The 16512-nt window shown below is 34.7% G+C and carries 19 protein-coding genes and 2 pseudogenes; 12 read left to right on the top strand and 9 right to left on the bottom strand.

Annotated elements, in window-relative coordinates:
- Positions 1–54: 54 nt before the first annotated feature.
- Both MHB65_RS11240 and MHB65_RS11235 read right to left on the bottom strand, forming a co-directional pair.
- Positions 55–441, bottom strand: coding sequence for a hypothetical protein (locus tag MHB65_RS11240; RefSeq protein WP_342443523.1), 387 nt, complete (start codon positions 439–441; stop codon positions 55–57).
- A gap of 418 nt (positions 442–859) precedes the next feature.
- Positions 860–1344 (bottom strand): annotated as a pseudogene (locus MHB65_RS11235) (DUF2975 domain-containing protein).
- 624 nt (positions 1345–1968) lie between these two features.
- Here MHB65_RS11235 and MHB65_RS11230 point away from each other — a divergent pair.
- A complete protein-coding gene (locus MHB65_RS11230) occupies positions 1969–2427 on the top strand; it encodes a hypothetical protein (RefSeq protein ID WP_342443522.1) in 459 nt (152 codons plus the stop codon).
- Between the two features lie 29 nt (positions 2428–2456).
- On the opposite strand, the pseudogene MHB65_RS11225 reads toward MHB65_RS11230, so the two are convergent.
- The 3 genes and pseudogenes from MHB65_RS11225 to MHB65_RS11215 form a co-directional block, all read right to left on the bottom strand.
- Positions 2457–3118: pseudogene (locus MHB65_RS11225) on the bottom strand (IS1595 family transposase); the annotation flags it as partial.
- Positions 3119–3589, bottom strand: a complete 471-nt coding sequence (locus tag MHB65_RS11220; protein WP_205443248.1) for a peptide-methionine (S)-S-oxide reductase — start codon at positions 3587–3589, stop codon at positions 3119–3121.
- A gap of 862 nt (positions 3590–4451) precedes the next feature.
- Positions 4452–4982, bottom strand: a complete 531-nt coding sequence (locus tag MHB65_RS11215; protein WP_342443521.1) for a GNAT family N-acetyltransferase — start codon at positions 4980–4982, stop codon at positions 4452–4454.
- A gap of 121 nt (positions 4983–5103) precedes the next feature.
- Between MHB65_RS11215 and MHB65_RS11210 the strand changes: the two genes are divergently transcribed.
- The gene (locus MHB65_RS11210) at positions 5104–5439 is read left to right on the top strand and encodes a helix-turn-helix domain-containing protein (RefSeq protein WP_342443520.1); all 336 of its coding nucleotides are present in this window, start codon (positions 5104–5106) and stop codon (positions 5437–5439) included.
- Positions 5440–5510: 71 nt separating this feature from the next.
- On the opposite strand, the gene MHB65_RS11205 is transcribed toward MHB65_RS11210, so the two are convergent.
- On the bottom strand, positions 5511–6404 hold the full coding sequence (locus MHB65_RS11205; protein ID WP_342443519.1) for a TetR/AcrR family transcriptional regulator: 894 nt from the start codon (positions 6402–6404) through the stop codon (positions 5511–5513).
- 194 nt (positions 6405–6598) lie between these two features.
- Here MHB65_RS11205 and MHB65_RS11200 point away from each other — a divergent pair, with 194 nt between their 5' ends.
- Positions 6599–6901, top strand: coding sequence for a gamma-type small acid-soluble spore protein (locus tag MHB65_RS11200; RefSeq protein ID WP_342443518.1), 303 nt, complete (start codon positions 6599–6601; stop codon positions 6899–6901).
- Between the two features lie 557 nt (positions 6902–7458).
- On the opposite strand, the gene MHB65_RS11195 is transcribed toward MHB65_RS11200, so the two are convergent.
- Positions 7459–8067, bottom strand: a complete 609-nt coding sequence (locus MHB65_RS11195; RefSeq protein WP_342443517.1) for a YpjP family protein — start codon at positions 8065–8067, stop codon at positions 7459–7461.
- A 774-nt stretch (positions 8068–8841) separates the two neighbouring features.
- On the opposite strand from MHB65_RS11195, the gene MHB65_RS11190 reads away from it, so the two are divergent.
- Genes MHB65_RS11190 through MHB65_RS11180 form a run of 3 tightly spaced genes read left to right on the top strand, consistent with a single transcriptional unit; the run spans position 8842 to position 9917 of the window.
- Positions 8842–9066 carry a spore coat associated protein CotJA gene (locus MHB65_RS11190; RefSeq protein ID WP_342443516.1) on the top strand — a complete coding sequence of 75 codons (225 nt, stop codon included), beginning with the start codon at positions 8842–8844 and terminating at the stop codon, positions 9064–9066.
- Positions 9059–9322, top strand: coding sequence for a spore coat protein CotJB (locus MHB65_RS11185; protein ID WP_082389563.1), 264 nt, complete (start codon positions 9059–9061; stop codon positions 9320–9322). Before MHB65_RS11190 ends, MHB65_RS11185 begins: the two co-directional genes overlap by 8 nt.
- Before the next feature lie 25 nt (positions 9323–9347).
- Positions 9348–9917: a manganese catalase family protein gene (locus MHB65_RS11180; protein ID WP_150907669.1), complete on the top strand. Its 570-nt coding sequence runs from the start codon at positions 9348–9350 to the stop codon at positions 9915–9917.
- A gap of 249 nt (positions 9918–10166) precedes the next feature.
- On the opposite strand, the gene MHB65_RS11175 is transcribed toward MHB65_RS11180, so the two are convergent.
- Both MHB65_RS11175 and MHB65_RS11170 read right to left on the bottom strand, forming a co-directional pair.
- Positions 10167–11024: a manganese catalase family protein gene (locus MHB65_RS11175; RefSeq protein WP_342443515.1), complete on the bottom strand. Its 858-nt coding sequence runs from the start codon at positions 11022–11024 to the stop codon at positions 10167–10169.
- 29 nt (positions 11025–11053) lie between these two features.
- Entirely contained in the window at positions 11054–11563 is a 510-nt protein-coding gene (locus MHB65_RS11170) for a DUF3231 family protein (RefSeq protein WP_342443514.1), read from the bottom strand.
- Between the two features lie 627 nt (positions 11564–12190).
- Between MHB65_RS11170 and MHB65_RS11165 the strand changes: the two genes are divergently transcribed.
- The 6 genes from MHB65_RS11165 to MHB65_RS11140 all read left to right on the top strand — a co-directional run bounded on the left by MHB65_RS11165 (position 12191) and on the right by MHB65_RS11140 (position 16492).
- A complete protein-coding gene (locus MHB65_RS11165) occupies positions 12191–13036 on the top strand; it encodes an MBL fold metallo-hydrolase (protein ID WP_342443513.1) in 846 nt (281 codons plus the stop codon).
- Between the two features lie 106 nt (positions 13037–13142).
- The gene (locus MHB65_RS11160) at positions 13143–13286 is read left to right on the top strand and encodes a hypothetical protein (RefSeq protein ID WP_342443512.1); all 144 of its coding nucleotides are present in this window, start codon (positions 13143–13145) and stop codon (positions 13284–13286) included.
- A gap of 364 nt (positions 13287–13650) precedes the next feature.
- A complete protein-coding gene (locus MHB65_RS11155) occupies positions 13651–14280 on the top strand; it encodes a LysE family transporter (RefSeq protein ID WP_342443511.1) in 630 nt (209 codons plus the stop codon).
- A 73-nt stretch (positions 14281–14353) separates the two neighbouring features.
- Entirely contained in the window at positions 14354–15586 is a 1233-nt protein-coding gene (locus tag MHB65_RS11150) for an MFS transporter (RefSeq protein WP_342443510.1), read from the top strand.
- 321 nt (positions 15587–15907) lie between these two features.
- A complete protein-coding gene (locus tag MHB65_RS11145) occupies positions 15908–16117 on the top strand; it encodes a hypothetical protein (protein ID WP_016993944.1) in 210 nt (69 codons plus the stop codon).
- A 12-nt stretch (positions 16118–16129) separates the two neighbouring features.
- Complete coding sequence (locus tag MHB65_RS11140) at positions 16130–16492, top strand: spore coat protein (protein WP_048394572.1); 363 nt, start codon at positions 16130–16132, stop codon at positions 16490–16492.
- Positions 16493–16512: the final 20 nt, after the last annotated feature.

Below are 16512 nucleotides of genomic sequence, written 5' to 3'. Positions count from 1 at the left end.
TATTTTGAGAGATAAGCAATGTTTTTATACAAAGGATGCAAGCTGCCCCAAAATCTAATCGTTGTGTAAGTTGGGATTACGATCAATAAATTCCTCTATTTCATCCGCTAATCTGTAGACAAGATGAAAATAGTGCTTTTCTGTCATGACACCCTTTTTTCGCCACTTTTGCATTTCTTCATAATGAAATTGATAAAAATAGCCTTCTACATCTCTTCTGTCAATCCCCTTTTTCTTCGCCATTTCTGCAATCGACAGACCTTTCGCCCATTCTTGATCATATTCCGCCATTGTCATGCCCAAAAATTTACTTATGGCATCATAATCATATTTCACATGGTATACCAGCGTTCCTTCCTTATTTTCTTCTGCATATACAGATGCGGAAAATGAGAAAACTACGATAAATAAAAGTACATACACTTTACAGGCATTTTTCATTTTGGAACCTCCAAACTTTTTGAGGTTAATGTGTGAGGTTTCCGGAAGATCTATGTCATCATTTATCAATAAACAACCAGTAACCTCCTGTTTTACGGTAAATGAAAAGAATCTGTTTTGAAAAAACATTGATACAATTTTTATTACAAAGTTTAACCAGTTCTAATCGTATTGTTCTACCATTGCACCCGATTGCTGAACTGTTCCATAACGATGAGGTTGTGACACGCTCTTAAACTATTATAATTTTCCGTGATATAAAAAAGCCGATTCTCCAATGAAATCGACTTTTTCTTTCATTCAATAAGGAAATTGATGTTGAAAAATATATTTTGAGGACTTAATTGTTGAGATATTCTTCACCCATTCCTCTTACCATCGAGTATCAACATTTCTAAAAATCTCCATATCCTCCACCTCAGACTGTCAAATCATTTTCTGACTTTTTATTCATCACTTCTTGTAGAAGCTGTTGGAGGACAGCAGCAAAAGCGGCGATAATCGACGAAGCAAAAATGATGATGAGTCCCATTATGCCAATAGGAGGGTCAACATTTTTGCGATAAAATGGAACATCGGCATACCTAATACATACAAACCACTGATAATAATCGCACAGTACTTGATGTTCTTTAACGCCCTTTCAGATAATTCCGAGAACGCTGTGTTCTTGTCAATGTACCGTAGAAGATTAAAAGCCTGATAGAGTGCAAAGTAAAAAGCCACAGCCGCTCCATACATCACGATGAAAATAAGATATTTCATTAAGGAAAAAGTTGGATACAATCTTGATGCGAAATTAGCCATAGGAGGTACTAAAAATAGACATAATGCAAGAATTGCAATCCCAGCCAGAAAAATAACTACCCTTAAGAAAGCTGTTGAAACTCGTTTACCATTCATAGGAAGCACCTCACTTATTTAATAACAATATCAATTTAACACAACATTTATCGTTTAACAATAAATTTTAATTGTTTTTAATTATATTATTATTGTTATTTATATATTCACTTCAATTTAACATTCATTAAAATAGTCACAATAAAAAACGCGACCCCTCATTAATGGATTGCGTTATAAATTTGATTTTATTATTCAACTTTCACATATAGATTTTATTTCTTGCATGAAACACCCATTCAGAAAGGTTTGATCATAGTATTTATAGTATATAAACGAAAATTAATTGGTGTGGAGAAGGGCTTGAATTTGTGGTAATTTCAGTTACTGTATAACTTGCTTTTTCTCTAATGATTTGAGAAGTTTTGATATAAATTAATAGAGCCCTGCTACATTTTATTGTAGTAAGGCTCTTTAAAGCTGTTTAATCTCTATTGAACGAACTCGGCCGATTGTTGAAAATGATTAAACCAATTAACTATCCATTAATCATCTTTTTTTACTTAGGCTGTTTTCTCAAAAATTGTTTTTTTGAGATAGATTTTCCATAAAGGGATTTTCTGTTAAAATAGATATATAACTTAATAGTCAGATTTCTTAATCAATATCGAAGAGGGTAATAAAATGAAATTAAAATTGTTTATTTTCCTTATATGTTCATATCTAATTGCTTTTTCAACAAATTTATTCCCGTCATTGAAACATCCAGATTCAACGATGAGTATTTTTAACCTACTCGCTACAGCTTTGTTTCTTATCGCTTTGCTAATATTCATTAAAAAAGCGTCTTATAGTGGTAAATCTAATAAAGGCTTAAAGGTATTTTTAATATTTGGTTTCATATCTGGCTTAGTTGTTTATGTCATTAAAATATTTGAAGGCACTATGATGGGTTACGCCATTTTGGATATGATAGCATCAATTCAATATCCGTTTTATTTGATGTTCACGACACCATTATTTGGAGTGAACTACCTATTTGACATAAATTATGAGACTTTCTCATTGTTAATGTCAGCAGTGTATGTCATCGCATTTATTTTAGTAATGAGTTTTAAAAAAGCAGATAACCATAATGTTTAAATAGACCTCTTTGTAGCAGAGGTCTTTCTTTATGTACTATGGAACATTTCAACCGTTGTGTAATTGGATTTTTGACACGCTGAAATGAGCATTTGTTCAACACGTTTATCAAATGCTAAATCCTTCCCTAATTCAAGCCAACGGAACCAATAGAGGTAGTTGTCTAAATAATCAGTTCCCACACCTTGAAAACATTCCATCCATCCCTTTAAGCGATGGTGGAAGTTATTTACGTGCTGTATATGGAATATCCCTTTCTTCACACGCTGTTTTTGGCGTTCATTAACCGTTTCGTGCAAGAGTCCCTTGAGTTTGGCAAACTTTTTGTAGTTAGTGGCTGTATCTGTGCATAACAAAGCAGACGGGTGTATATGCTCACCTATCACAGTGTCGATTTCTTCGGCTCTAACACGCCCTGTTCCTGCTTTTCGAGCAATCATGTTGCCTTTCCGTTTCTATCTTGTGCTACAGCAACAGCGATTTTAAGGTTAGAAATACCTCTTTTCTTGTCTTCTCTCCACGTTTGTTGGCTTTTCTGTGATTGATTTCTCTACGCCCTTTTAGAGTATTCACGAAAGAAGGTCTCGTCTGATTCTACAATACCTTGCAATTGATTAAATCCCAGACTTCCTAATGCGTTCAAGATTTTATGTCTCCAATAAAAAGCAGTAGAAATGTGTATTTGAAGTTTTTACTTATACCTATTTAATATTTCTTTGGGAATATGACAGTAATCATTTGGACATCTAGCTAGTCTATCTTGATGTTCTTCTGCGCTTCTTACATAGTTTGTAAGAGGTAATACTTCAACCACTATCAGGTCATAGTCATGTCTTTCACTGAGGAATGCCTTCGCCTCCTCTAAATGTTCAGGATTTTCACTATACACGCCTGTTCTGTATTTCTCGCCCACATCCTGACCTTGTTTATTCAAACTGTAAGGATCAATGATTTCAAATAAATACCCCATTAATTCCCTGATGGTTACCACTGTCGGATCAAATCCTGTTTTTACACATTCGGCATACCCATCATAATCGCCCTCAAGCGTATGACTTGTACCATTAGCTCTTCCTGCTTCTGTAAACGTAACGCCGGGCAGCGTTTTTATAAAAGCTTGTACACCCCATAAACATCCACCTGCCAAATATACTACTTCCATATTGACTCTCCTCTTTGTTAAAAAATAAGAATTCACTCCAAGTAAATAGCTTAAACAAATTTTATATTTCTCTTAAATGAAATTTCTACAAAAGCATAAAGTAAACCTGCAATACCAAAAATGATAATCGCACTAATAACACTTAATTTATATGCTTCTATAAAAGAAAATCATATATTTTTTCAGAAGCAAACGCTCCTATTACGCCACTGATAAGGGCAAAAATAATGTTAGTAGGATTTTATTTCCAGCGACTACTTCTAATCCAAATGCTGCAATGGAAAACAGCAAGCCAAAAGGTACCCACATGATGAAACAATGATAAAAAGTTTTCATATTTTGATAAGGCTAATCTTTCACCTTTAAATAAAAAAGATCAGGTCTCAAACTCATTTGAGTAGCTGATCTTTTTGTGTGCTTGATATAGCGGTCCGTTATAATGAAAAGCTCTTCAAGAGAAACGGGAGAATTAAAAGAAAAGCTGAGACAGTAACCAAAGTGGTGGTGCTTTTAGAGGGTAATTTTTGGCGATGTGGACCATCATAAAATCCCGAAAATTGCAGTTTATTACGGTAGAGGACAAACAATAAACAATATATCGCGATTCCTCCCAGCCATCCTGCGTAAGAACTATTAATATTTATTCCTAAAGAGGTATAAATAAGCCTTACGCCTCCCCACATTACGCATCCAATAACGAAAAAAAGCACAATAATTCTTATTAATTCTAAAAATATTTTCAGTGTGGTCAACCATAATACTCTTACTTTCTTCACGACCTCTCTTGCTGTGTCTATCGATACAACATGTCTACGTGTAAAATTATTATAACACTTCCTGAATTAGTCATTAAATGGTTCACTTACCTGTCGTTTCGTAAAACAGTTATAAAGCCCTCCAATATATCATGACTAATAGAAAAACCTTTACGTTGATAGAACTCTAGGGCATTTTCATTGCCGTTGGATACAAAAATAAAATAGTCTTCTACATCATCAAATTGTTCCAGCCATTGAATTGACCTATTAAAAAGTGTAGATCCAACCCCATATTGTCTGTATTCTTCTTTAATGAAAAATTGAGATAAACAGCCTACATTGTTTTGGCTCACTGAAGACATATTGAAAAAAGTAGCAAAATCATTGGCATAGGCTTCTTTAGGAGAAATCGTTGAGTAGGCATAGCCAACAACCTTCTGATTATCTTTCGCAACCACAATATGATTAGCAATCGCACTTTCTATCGAAGGTACCATCCGTGTTTCGTAATTCATCGTGTCAAACAGTTCTGGCTTGATGTGGGCTTGTGATTTCTGAAAGCTCATCAGCTCATTACATAAATCTCTACAAATATCAGCTTTTTCATTAGGTATTACCTCGTATGTTATCGTCATGTTTATCTCCCCTATTCTTGATTATTGAACTACCTATCAATATAATGAATTTGTTATGTTGCAACAAGTACGCAGTAATTGTTGACTAAGTCAGGAAAAACTGATTAAAGGGGGTTTTACGATGAGTCGTGTAGATGCGGGAATTACAGATAAAAAAAATTGCCCATTAAATTATGCATTCAGTATAATTGGCGGAAAATGGAGACTCCCTATCATATGGGCTTTATGGAAAAACGACACGTTACGGTACAATGAATTAAAACGTATCGTGGATGGCATTACCAATATGATGCTATCTCAATCGTTAAAGGAGCTAGAGGAATTTGGAGTCGTTACTCGTACGCAGTATCCTGAGATTCCACCTAGAGTCGAATATTCACTAACAGAAGAAGGAAAAGACCTAGTGCCCTCACTAGAATCGTTAGCCAAATGGGGTAAGCATATGCAGCATATGTAATTTGAGCCTCCCGAATTCAAATGAAAAAAGACCAACTTTATGATAAATAGCTGGTCTAGTAATGCATTCATTTATGCCTTGTTTTGCATCTTCATATAAAGCCAGAAAAGATTAGCGATTTCTTCTGCTTCATATTTATAAATTGTTTCAGCGAAAGAACTACGAAATGGCTGGAGCATGATCTCTAAAACACTCATGCGTGGCGTTTCTCTTTTCATTTCATCCAAAAGCAGGCTGGATAGTTCGAGTGATTTTTGCGGAAGTTCGATAGTCGAGATTTTTTTATAAAATTTCTCTAATTTCTCTTGAATCTGTTTGCTTGTGATCGATTTATAGGCTACATCCTTCTCTAACAAATTCATTTCCTTTGGTTCCAATAAAATTTCTCCACTTTTAATCATTTCTGGCAGAAAACTTTCTACATATTTCAATGACCGAGTGACCACTTTTTTTAGATCAATCGTCATATTGGTAGCCAAATTCCAATAAAAAGATAAATATTGGAATGTGCCAAAAAAGACGACTGCACACTCATAATAATAGTGCTTTCCCTCTTCTCCATAAATATCATTGAATCTGTTTTTTAACCAGGTGATTTCATGAAAGCGATGTTCTGCAAGAATTTCTTGCAACTCTTCATCATGCAAAAAGGAGATTTCTCGAAATAAAGGCATTAAGTTATATTTTTCTTTAATTTTTAATGTAGCGATTAATTGTTCAATCAAAACGTCTACATCCTCTTTTTTCTTGCCAACTAAAATTTCCTCTTTTAAAACATTTCGTTCTTGGCGATTTTGCTCTAATACGGCTTTCAGACATTCATTTTTAGATGAAAAATAATTATAAAATGTCCCTTTAGAAATATTTGCTTTATCTAAAATATCCTGAACCGATGTATGCTGATACCCTTTTTCAGTAAATAATTGTAATGTTGATTCGATAACGATTTGTTTACGATCTTTCATACATTTCTCCAATCTCAAAACACAATAACGAACATACTACAATTATACTAGGAAAACTAGATTTCTTAAACTATGCAAATTGAAAGCTAGATGTCCTCATTATGTAGCCCCACCCAAAATCGGTTAGCTTTTTCTAAAATGTATGGATAGTAAAGCACCTTCTGTACACACTACTTTTCGGGAGGTGATTTTTAATGGCGACTAATAATAACAACCAAAATTTCAATTCGAAAATTCCTAATGCAACCCCAAACGCAATGAATTCAATGAACGTTGAATTCGGGAATGAGACTGATGTTAATGAAATCAGACAACAAATCCAACAAGCTGAAGCGAAAAAGCAACAGGCTTCTGGTTCTATGAATGCAATGAAATCAATGAACGTTGAATTCGGGAATGAAACTGATGTTAACCAAATCAGACAACAAATTCAACAAGCTGAAGCAAACAAAAAATTTGCTTCAGGTAAATTTGCTAATGAAAACAATCCACAATAGCTTTCCTTCAACATCCGCAGCCGGCATCCTTGCCGGTTTTTTGTTTCCTAAAATAACGGTATCAACATGCACTTTTAGCAAATTTTTTCATGACCCCTCTCAAGATAAAACTCTCGCTTTAGATTTTAATTCAGGTAAGATGGTTATTTTTCATCATTAAACCCAGTTGACATACATCTAAAAACCAATTTGAGTCTTACTTTCATTTGTCAGCTCCCTTTATCTCTCCCTTTAACGTGATGTTTAAGTGTAAGTTTAGAAAATAAAAAATTTCCCGGGTAAGCGCAAGAAAAAACAAATTCAATCCTACATTCCTGCATCAAGCGACTGATTTCTTCATTATCCTTGCCTTTTAAAATGCTAATAGAGGGCATTCTGGGTTGGGACTATAATTATTTTCTGTTGAGTAGGTTCATCTTGAATACCTTCAATAATCAAGTAATCAGTGATAGCTATATTATTCCCCATCATCTTGAAATTTCGGGGTACATGCTTTTTTCAGTATGGCATTTTCGCACAAAAAAACACTCGTTATGTAAACGAGTGCTTCGTACTTATTATGACAACCACTTAGGTGGTGTATTTTTTTCCCAATAGATATCGCCAAGGTTGTAATGTGCCATGAAGTCGTCCTCAGCACTGTGGTAGTGGAAGTTGTAGTAGTAGCCTTCCTGTGGTCTTTTTTCTGTACGTACATGGAAACGGATTAAATCTGTGCCCGTTTCATTGTTGAAGACATTGAAAATTTTCTCACCATAATTACCACTTGGCCTTTCAGAGATGGTTAAAGATGCGGCAGTTTGATCATCAAGATTAGCCACCGTCATGGCAATGGCTTCTTCCATTTTTGGAAAGATGATGCTGTCGAATTCATTACTAATTTTAGGACCAATTTTTGTGCCAAATTTTATGTACGATTGTTCTCTAGCTGCATCCACGAGCAAGGTATTATAATCGATCGCTTCCTCTTGAATTTGCATCTGTTCGTCACTGCTATCATCACGTTCAGCAGCTAAAGCAGTGCTTGTCCCTGACTCAGGGCCGATGGATGCACGGTTCGAGGGATTTTGATCAAATGCTTCCCAAATCTCATGTGTAGGCGTTATTAAGCCAAATGTTAAAAACGCAACCATGATGACTATACTTTTCTTAACCCACGTTTTCATTTATTGTCACCTACTCTTTATGTACAAATTGGTAATTCTCCTATTATTATATACGTTCTCGCCATTAAAAGGTTTCATATTTCTATAATTCATTGTACAATATTTATGAATAATGTGTCGGTTTTTTAAAGGAGGTACAAAGCATGAGCATCGTAATGGGTATTGGTCTTTTATTAATGTTAGGTTATTTATCATCTTTATGTTTCACGGACTAATTTTTATATTTTGCAATATGCACTCATTAAGCCCTCAAAAGCCTGTTGTATACAGTCTTTTGGGGTTTTTCATTTTTCTTTACAATGCATATTAACACAAAATAATGCACACAGTTGGGGCTAATATAATATTACTAATACTTGGCAGCGTGTTAAGCAAAATTTTTAATTTATTTAGTAATGAGTATTAACTTTTGGTTGCATTAACTGTCCATCAACGTAACCAGTTACCTTATCTCCTATTAGTATGATTTCTGCATCTAAATTGTACTACCCCACCCGTCTTGTCTTCGGTTGAATTTCGTATAATGCTCATTTTTTTACCTCTTTCGAGAAGCTGGAATACGTTTATCTAAAGCAAATTCTATTGGTGAAATCTTTTAAAATCAAATTTTATTTGTATATAATCCTTTAAAAAATTTCTGAGTATATGCATTAGACCATTTTATTTCTGAGTGGTCTATTTTAAATTTTTATTACTTTTTTAAGTATCAGAATAATAATTATTTCTTTCTCATATATTGCACGGATGCAATTTAATTACAGAAGGGAGGATTTCATGTCTTCGCAATATAAGTATTGGAAACCTTACATCGGTCCATTTGATCCATGCCCACCTATAAAAATTAAAGTTTATGCTACACCCCCGCAATTATATATGGGCTTTCAACCACCTGGATTACCTCAATTCCCAACCCCTCAAGAAGTACTTCGAGCTGGAACTTTATGGCCTCAATTGTTTAGTCCCTACCCACCACCAAAAGGAGGGATGAAAAGTGAGTAAAAAGATGCCACCTGAATTTTATACTCTACTTGAAGAAATACAAGCCATCGATTTTGTCATTGTTGAATTAAACCTGTACTTGGATACTCATCCCAATGATTATGATGCAATTCAGCAATTTAATGAAAACACTGAAAAAAGTATGAAACTTAAAGTCAATTTTGAGCAAAAATTTGGTCCACTAATGAATTTTGGAAGAAGTTATTCGGACTATCCTTTCAATTGGGTTGATACACCTTGGCCATGGCAAGTCTAAAATATGAGTCTAGGAGGAATAATTTTTGTGGTATTATGAAAAGAAACTCCAATATCCAGTTAAGGTTAGTACATGTAATCCAATGCTCGCAAAGTATTTAACTGAGCAATATGGTGGTGCAGATGGGGAATTAGCTGCAGCTCTTAGATACATGAATCAGCGCTATACCATTCCTGACAAAGTAGTAGGGTTATTAACTGATATAGCAACAGAGGAATTTTCACATTTAGAAATGATTGCTACAATGATTTATAAACTAACTAAAGACGCTACTCCAGAAATGTTAAAAGAAGCTGGTCTTGGAGACCATTATGTAAATCATGATAAAGCATTATTTTATGAAAATGCCTCAGGGGTACCATTTACAGCAACCTATATACAGGCTAAAGGAGATCCGATAGCTGATTTGTATGAAGATATTGCTGCAGAAGAAAAGGCGCGTGCCACTTATCAATGGATTATCGATTTATCTGATGATACGGATTTAAATGATAGCTTAAAGTTTTTACGTGAGCGAGAAGTTGTCCATTCTCAGCGTTTTAGAGAAGCCGTAGAAATTTTAAAAGATGACAGAAATCAAAAGAAAATTTTCTAACAATATGTTAGACCACTTTTTCGAGGTGGTCTCTTTTTAATTTTTTGGGCTTTTTAAGTCACTCAAAGTTTTTTTGTTTATAAAAACTATTCATATTTTTCTTCCTTTGAATAAATAAAGGTATTCTCGGATGACTGACTCTGGTTATAAAAACCAAAGCATAATAACTATCCTTTTGTGTAGAATTTATAATTTATACATTGAAAAAAGCTGCAACGTCGTCGCACGCTACAGCTTAAAATATGTTAATTAATTATTCATATCTTTAAGGCCAGGGCTGTGTTCATTTGGCATCTCTGGCATAACTGGTACAGAGAATCCTTCAGGCGGTGGTGTCACATTTAGTTCTCTACCATTTCTACTAGGAGTTTGTCCTTGGAAGATTTCACCGATACGAGTTGGATCTAATCTAAAGTTAAACTGAGCATTATGATAGCCCATTTCAACGAACTTCCTACATTCAGGATATTTATTGATATCGTAGTTCGGAACAGGGAATAGTTTTCCCCAATCTACTCCTAAAGTTTCCAATGCTTTGGCAAAAGCGTTTTGATGAGCATTGTCACGAACTATTAGAAAAGCAAGTGTTTCCCTAAATGTCTGATTAGAACTCATTTCATATATACGTGTTTTTTGAAGTACACCAGTTGACTCAAGAACTAAGTTATCTAATAAATCTGCGATGAGGTTTCCGTGTGCATACACCCAAGAGCCATTCCAAGGGTTACCTGCAGCGTCGACAGGTAAAGATGATTGTGCTCCCACAATATAATGGTGTGGGTTTGCATGTCTAACGGCCTCGTCTAAAGGAGCTTGGTCCATACCGTTATTTCCTGGTGCAGAAGATTCACCAGAATCATTTAGTAATTGGTTAATTGTGTTTTGTACGAGCTCTACGTGAGCAATCTCTTCTAAGAAAACGCCACGAAGTAAATCACGATATTGTGTTTCTTTGCCCCTGAAATTAGAACTTTGGAAAAAATATTGCATCATGGTTCTCATTTCACCATAATGGCCACCTAGTATTTCTTGCATGACACGTGCTGCTTGTGGATCCGGTTTGTCAGGTTTAATGATGTTAATTAATTCTTCTTTATAATAATACATTTACATTCCTCGATTCGGGGAAATTTGCTTTATTTTTCAGGATAATTAACATGTAATGGTGGTGGAACTAACCATCCTTTGTTTTTGTTAAGTCGCAATAATTTACCCCCGATTAGAGCTTTTGAGGCATGGAATTGACCATACATTAACGCGATATCTTCCCGAATAGATGTCCCCATTGCTTGGCTACACCCTACTAATCCTGCAGCTAGGTCCGCAGAAAGAGCAGCACTTATCTCAGGATCATTAAATTTAGCTCCAGCAGGAATATCCTCCATTCTAGCTACAGGTCGTTCAGGCGACGCAGGGGGTAAAGCGATTCCATTTGTTTTAAGGATTTTTTCTAATTGTTTTACTTCGTCCCTACAAAGTTCGATGATATCTTCAATAATTTTTTTTAGATCTTCATCACCAGCGTGATTATAAAATGTTTGATAGCCTGAAATCATACCATAGTCAGCAATTAAGCTTGACCAAACAGCAAATACTTCACCGTAATGTAACGGTTCATCTTTTGGATTTCCACCAAGAATACCCATACTAACACATCCTTTTCTTTTTTATGGCTAAAGCATGGTTAGTATGGGTGAAATAATAATTATCATTCACTTTTTATAAAAGTATATAAGGTTGAGGTTATAATAAAAATTAAAAGGACCACCTTCTTTTTCAGAAAGTGATCAAGTAATTAAGTGAATGTTAGGAGTAACAATTCCTAGGATTATAATATGTATCCAAAACTGACCAAGGTAGGCATTTAATAAAAAAGCCACAGCGAGTGAAATCTCTGCAACTCCTAAGTAGTTGATCCCTACGAATATTTATTTTGGCTTTTTATTAAGTTTTTATACATCTAATTTATATTAGTGAGGGTTTAAAGGTATAGTTCATTCCAATAAGGATACTTTAAAGCTTATTGGAGGTGAGTATTTTGAAAAAAGAGAAAAAGAATGAGTTCGCGCAAGAAGAGATTGCTATTGAGTTTACCCCTAAAAATTTGAAGAAATAAAAGAAGAAAAAGAGCAAAAGAAAGAACAACAAAAAGAAAAGAAGTAATAATTATGCCATAATCTAATGGTTGTAGGTCTCCCATAAATAAACACATATCAGTAATGATATGCATAAAGCACAACAACGATTTAATTATAGAAAGTAGAGGAGATAATATGAGCAAGGAATTGAATTATGGTGAAGACTATATATTTATCCCTGCAACTTCTATTGGAAGTGGTATAGGTATAGAAGTTGTACCTGATTTATATCAATATACTATTCAAATTGTAAATATTGTTCTTTATGGCGACCCAGATACTAAAGAATTTGTGTTAATTGATGCAGGGATGCCAAAATGTGCTGAGAAAATAATTTCAGTTGTTGAAGAACGTTTTGGACCGAATGCTCGGCCAAAAGCGATAATTCTAACTCATGGTCATTTTGATCATGTAGGAGGAATTATTGAATTAGTTGAACGTTGGAATGTCTCCGTCTATGCGCATACTTTGGAAATGCCCTATTTAACTGGACAACTAAACTATCCAGAACCTGATCCATCTGTAAGTGATGGTCTTGTTGCGAAAATGTCGCCTATTTTTCCAAACAAAGCAATTAATCTAGGAGCGAACATCAAAGCAATTCCGTCAGATGGAAGTATCCCATTTATGCCAGGTTTTCGATGGATCCACACTCCTGGGCACTCGCCAGGACATATTTCATTATTCCGTAAAAAGGATCGAGTACTTATTGCGGGAGATGCATTTGTTACTGTCAAACAAGAATCTCTTTATAAAGTAGTTACACAAACAAAAGAAATCAGTGGTCCACCTAGATATCTAACAACGAATTGGGATGCTGCTCAGGACTCTGTCGAAAAATTAGAAGCATTAAAACCTTCTATTGCTATCACTGGTCATGGATTACCAATGAAAGGCGAAGAATTGATAAGGAATCTTAGAAAACTTGTTGATAACTTTGAACAAATTGCACTACCAAAACAAGGTAAATATCTAAATTAAACTAAAAAGCCGCAGCGTTTGCAGACGCTACAGCTCGAATTGATTTATGCCCTTTGAATTATGGCTTAGTCATTAGCATTATACTACAACTTAGGAGGGCAAACCTATGTTAAAAGGGCTAACAACAGTTTCGAAAGAGAAATTGTTACAGTGGATTGAGAATTATCGTTGGATGATTGAAACGATTCAGGGAGCACGGCAGCCAGTAGCTAAGGTTGATAACAATATTTACATGTTACATTGGAGCTAAGCTAGTCTAATATGCCATTATAGGCAGATAAATGATTGAAAATTTCCTCATCCTCCTAAATAATATAATCAGCTAGCGTACGTATAAATGATATTATCTATCCATATGTTTCTATTTTTAAATTTCGTTTATCATTCCCCTACTTATCATTTTTTCCAGGACTAATACTTAGTTAAAATTGCAACTATATATTTATACAAGTAGTATTTATTCTAATTAAACATGAAAAATGCAGACACTGAAAACACCTCTAAAACAGAAAATACAATTCCTACAATCCTATTAGAATTGCACTTTTAAATTGTCCTAAATGTTATAGCCTTCGAATAAAATGCAAGTACATTTGATTATTGGAGGCTATTTTATGAATTCTATATTTACCTTTATCTTTTTAGGTATATCAATGGCTGCAACAATTGGACCTGTTAAGACTGTCCTATTAAATACAGGTTTAAAAAATGGCTTTTTTCATGCATGGTTTTTTAGTCTGGGTGCCATAGCGACCGACATTATTTATATGTTTATCGTATATTTTGGAATTGGCCAATTTATCAATTCCAGCTGGTTGAAAACAATACTTTGGTCTTTCGGCTGCTTTGTTCTTTTGTACACCGGTATAGAAAATTTACTTTCGCTACATAAAATTGAAATGGATTCGAAAACCAGTAAAAGAACACGACTGAGACAATCCCTCATGACTGGATTTTTCATGTCTTTTTTGAATCCGCTAACAATCCTTTTCTGGCTGGGAATATACGGCTCCATACTTGCAAAAACAGCTGGTATTTCTACAGGATATGAAATCATTTTAGTAAGTATCGCCATTTTGATTGGCATTATTTTAGTGGATTTTATTTACGCCTTTTTATCCAGTGTCGCTCGAAAATTATTATCTACTATGCTTTTGAAAACAGTCTCTTTTATCTCGGCCATATTAATGATTGGTTTCGGAATCTATTTTGGCAAACAGGCTTACCAAGTGTTATTCCAATAAACTCAACAACAGCGAATAAAATGTACATGAAAGGAAACCATACCTTTAAAAGAATATTAGTTGAGGTGTGGTAATGGACAAAGAGAGGCTAAATGTAAGTGTCTGGTGTATTGTAAGTTTGACTTCTATTCCACTCATCATGACACTGGGAAATTCGATGCTTATTCCCGTGCTCCCAATACTGAAAGATAAGGTCGGAATCACATCATTTCAATCTAGCATGATCATAACAAGTTATTCAGTCGCAGCCATTTTTCTTATCCCAGTAGCTGGCTATTTATCGGACCGCTTAGGCAGAAAAATAGTAATATTACCGAGCTTAATTTTAGCTTTAATCGGTGGTCTGATTGCTGGATTTGCTTCATGGAAAATGAATGATCCGTACGCAATCATTATTTCCGGAAGAATTATCCAGGGGATAGGGGCCGCTGGTGCCATGCCGATCGTATTGCCTCTTGTAGGTGATCTTTATCAGGATGATGACGAAAAAATAAGTTCTACATTAGGAATAATTGAAACGTCTAACACGTTTGGAAAAGTATTAAGTCCCATATTAGGTTCATTATTAGCTGCTTTTTTATGGTTTCTGCCCTTCTTTTCCATTTCAGCGCTTAGTCTGATTTCGATTATGCTCATTTTTTTCTTCGTTAAAGCCCCTAAAGATGATGATGAACCATTGAAGCTCAAAGAGTTTTTGCGTAATACAAAAAAAGTTTTCAAGGAGGAAGGAAAGTGGTTGTATACCATATTCCTTAACGGGATCCTTGTGATGCTCATATTATTTAGTATGCTATTTTTCTTGTCAGAAAACCTCGAAAAAGTTCATGATATAAAAGGTATTAAAAAAGGATTTGTCTTGGCCATCCCGCTTTTATTACTTTGTATAGCTTCATTTATTTCCGGTCGGAAAATTAAAGGAAACCTGGGAAGGATAAAAAAAATAATCATTGCCTCCTTGATTGCAATGTCTGTCAGTATTGTCTTCGTTGGGATTATAAGCAAAAAACTCATTCTTTTATTAGTCGTAACGAGTATAGTGGGAATTGCTATCGGTGCATTATTGCCTGCACTTGACACAATTATTACTGACAATATTAGAAAAGAGTTAAGAGGAACAGTATCCTCTTTTTACAGCTCAGCACGATTTATAGGCGTTGCAGCCGGCCCTCCTATTATGTCACTTGTCATGAAAAACTATCTCAATGCCAGTTATATTACGGCAGGTGTATTGGGCTTCATTCTCCTGTTTGTTGTCTTGAAGTTTATCAAAGTAGAAGATATTGAAAAAACCAATGAAATGACCTAAAAAATAAGGACCTCACAGCTATAGACATTGAGTGTCCTTTTTTATATCCAATTCACATTAATCTTCTAGAAAAGTGTTGCTCCCTTCTTCCATTAAATTGCCCATTTATGAAGATGTGTAGAATGAAAATAATGGAGGAAATTCAATTTTAAATCAAAGTTCTATTTGCTTTTCATACAGTTATTTCAACCAAACCGCCATTTATTTTCTAGCAATCAATATAGTTTTAGAAAGACAATTTAACCCAATCTAAGACGTTTTGTATAAATAGACTTGCTACAGGGAAGACTTTTTAAAGAAAATTATGGAGGTGCGAATTACGTGTTTGAGAAAAAATTAGCACTTCATGAAACCATGGAATTTCATGAAGTCATTAACTTTATGACAACTAGTTTACTTAAATCGAAGCTGAGTCAAGGTGTGGTCTTTGATGATGATTTAAGAGCGTTATTGGACAAAAATGTAAAATTATCTACCCCGGCACTCACTGCTATGGTTAAGCTCTACTCAAAATCGGAATTGGAATATTAGGAGGACAATTGTATGCAAGACTATTTAGATCCTATAAATTCAGTTGGAATGCCCGAACTAACTGATTCGGGGATTGCTCTTGAGTTTTTACTTACAACCAAAACGGGTATTCGGAATCTTTCAATTGCCTTAACAGAAACAGCTTCTCCTGCTCTTCAGAAAATCTTGAGAACTCAGCTGGATGTCATGGTCGATTTATATTTCGAAATTTCTGAACTAATGGTAAAAAAAGAATGGCTAAAACCTTATGATCTTGCAGGACAAAAGGAACTGGATATTAAATCAGCAGAAAATGCGATTAGTATTGCCCAGTTGGATTTATTCCCTAAAGATATGAATCGAAAAGGAATGTTCCCTACCCCACCGAAAAAATAAACGAAAATGAGGGATTTTTT

This window comes from Lysinibacillus sp. FSL K6-0075, assembly GCF_038592945.1.
GTDB classification, from domain to species: Bacteria; Bacillota; Bacilli; order Bacillales_A; family Planococcaceae; genus Lysinibacillus; species Lysinibacillus fusiformis_F.
Note: the sequence above shows the minus strand (reverse complement) of the source record. Positions and strands in the feature narration are given on the sequence as shown.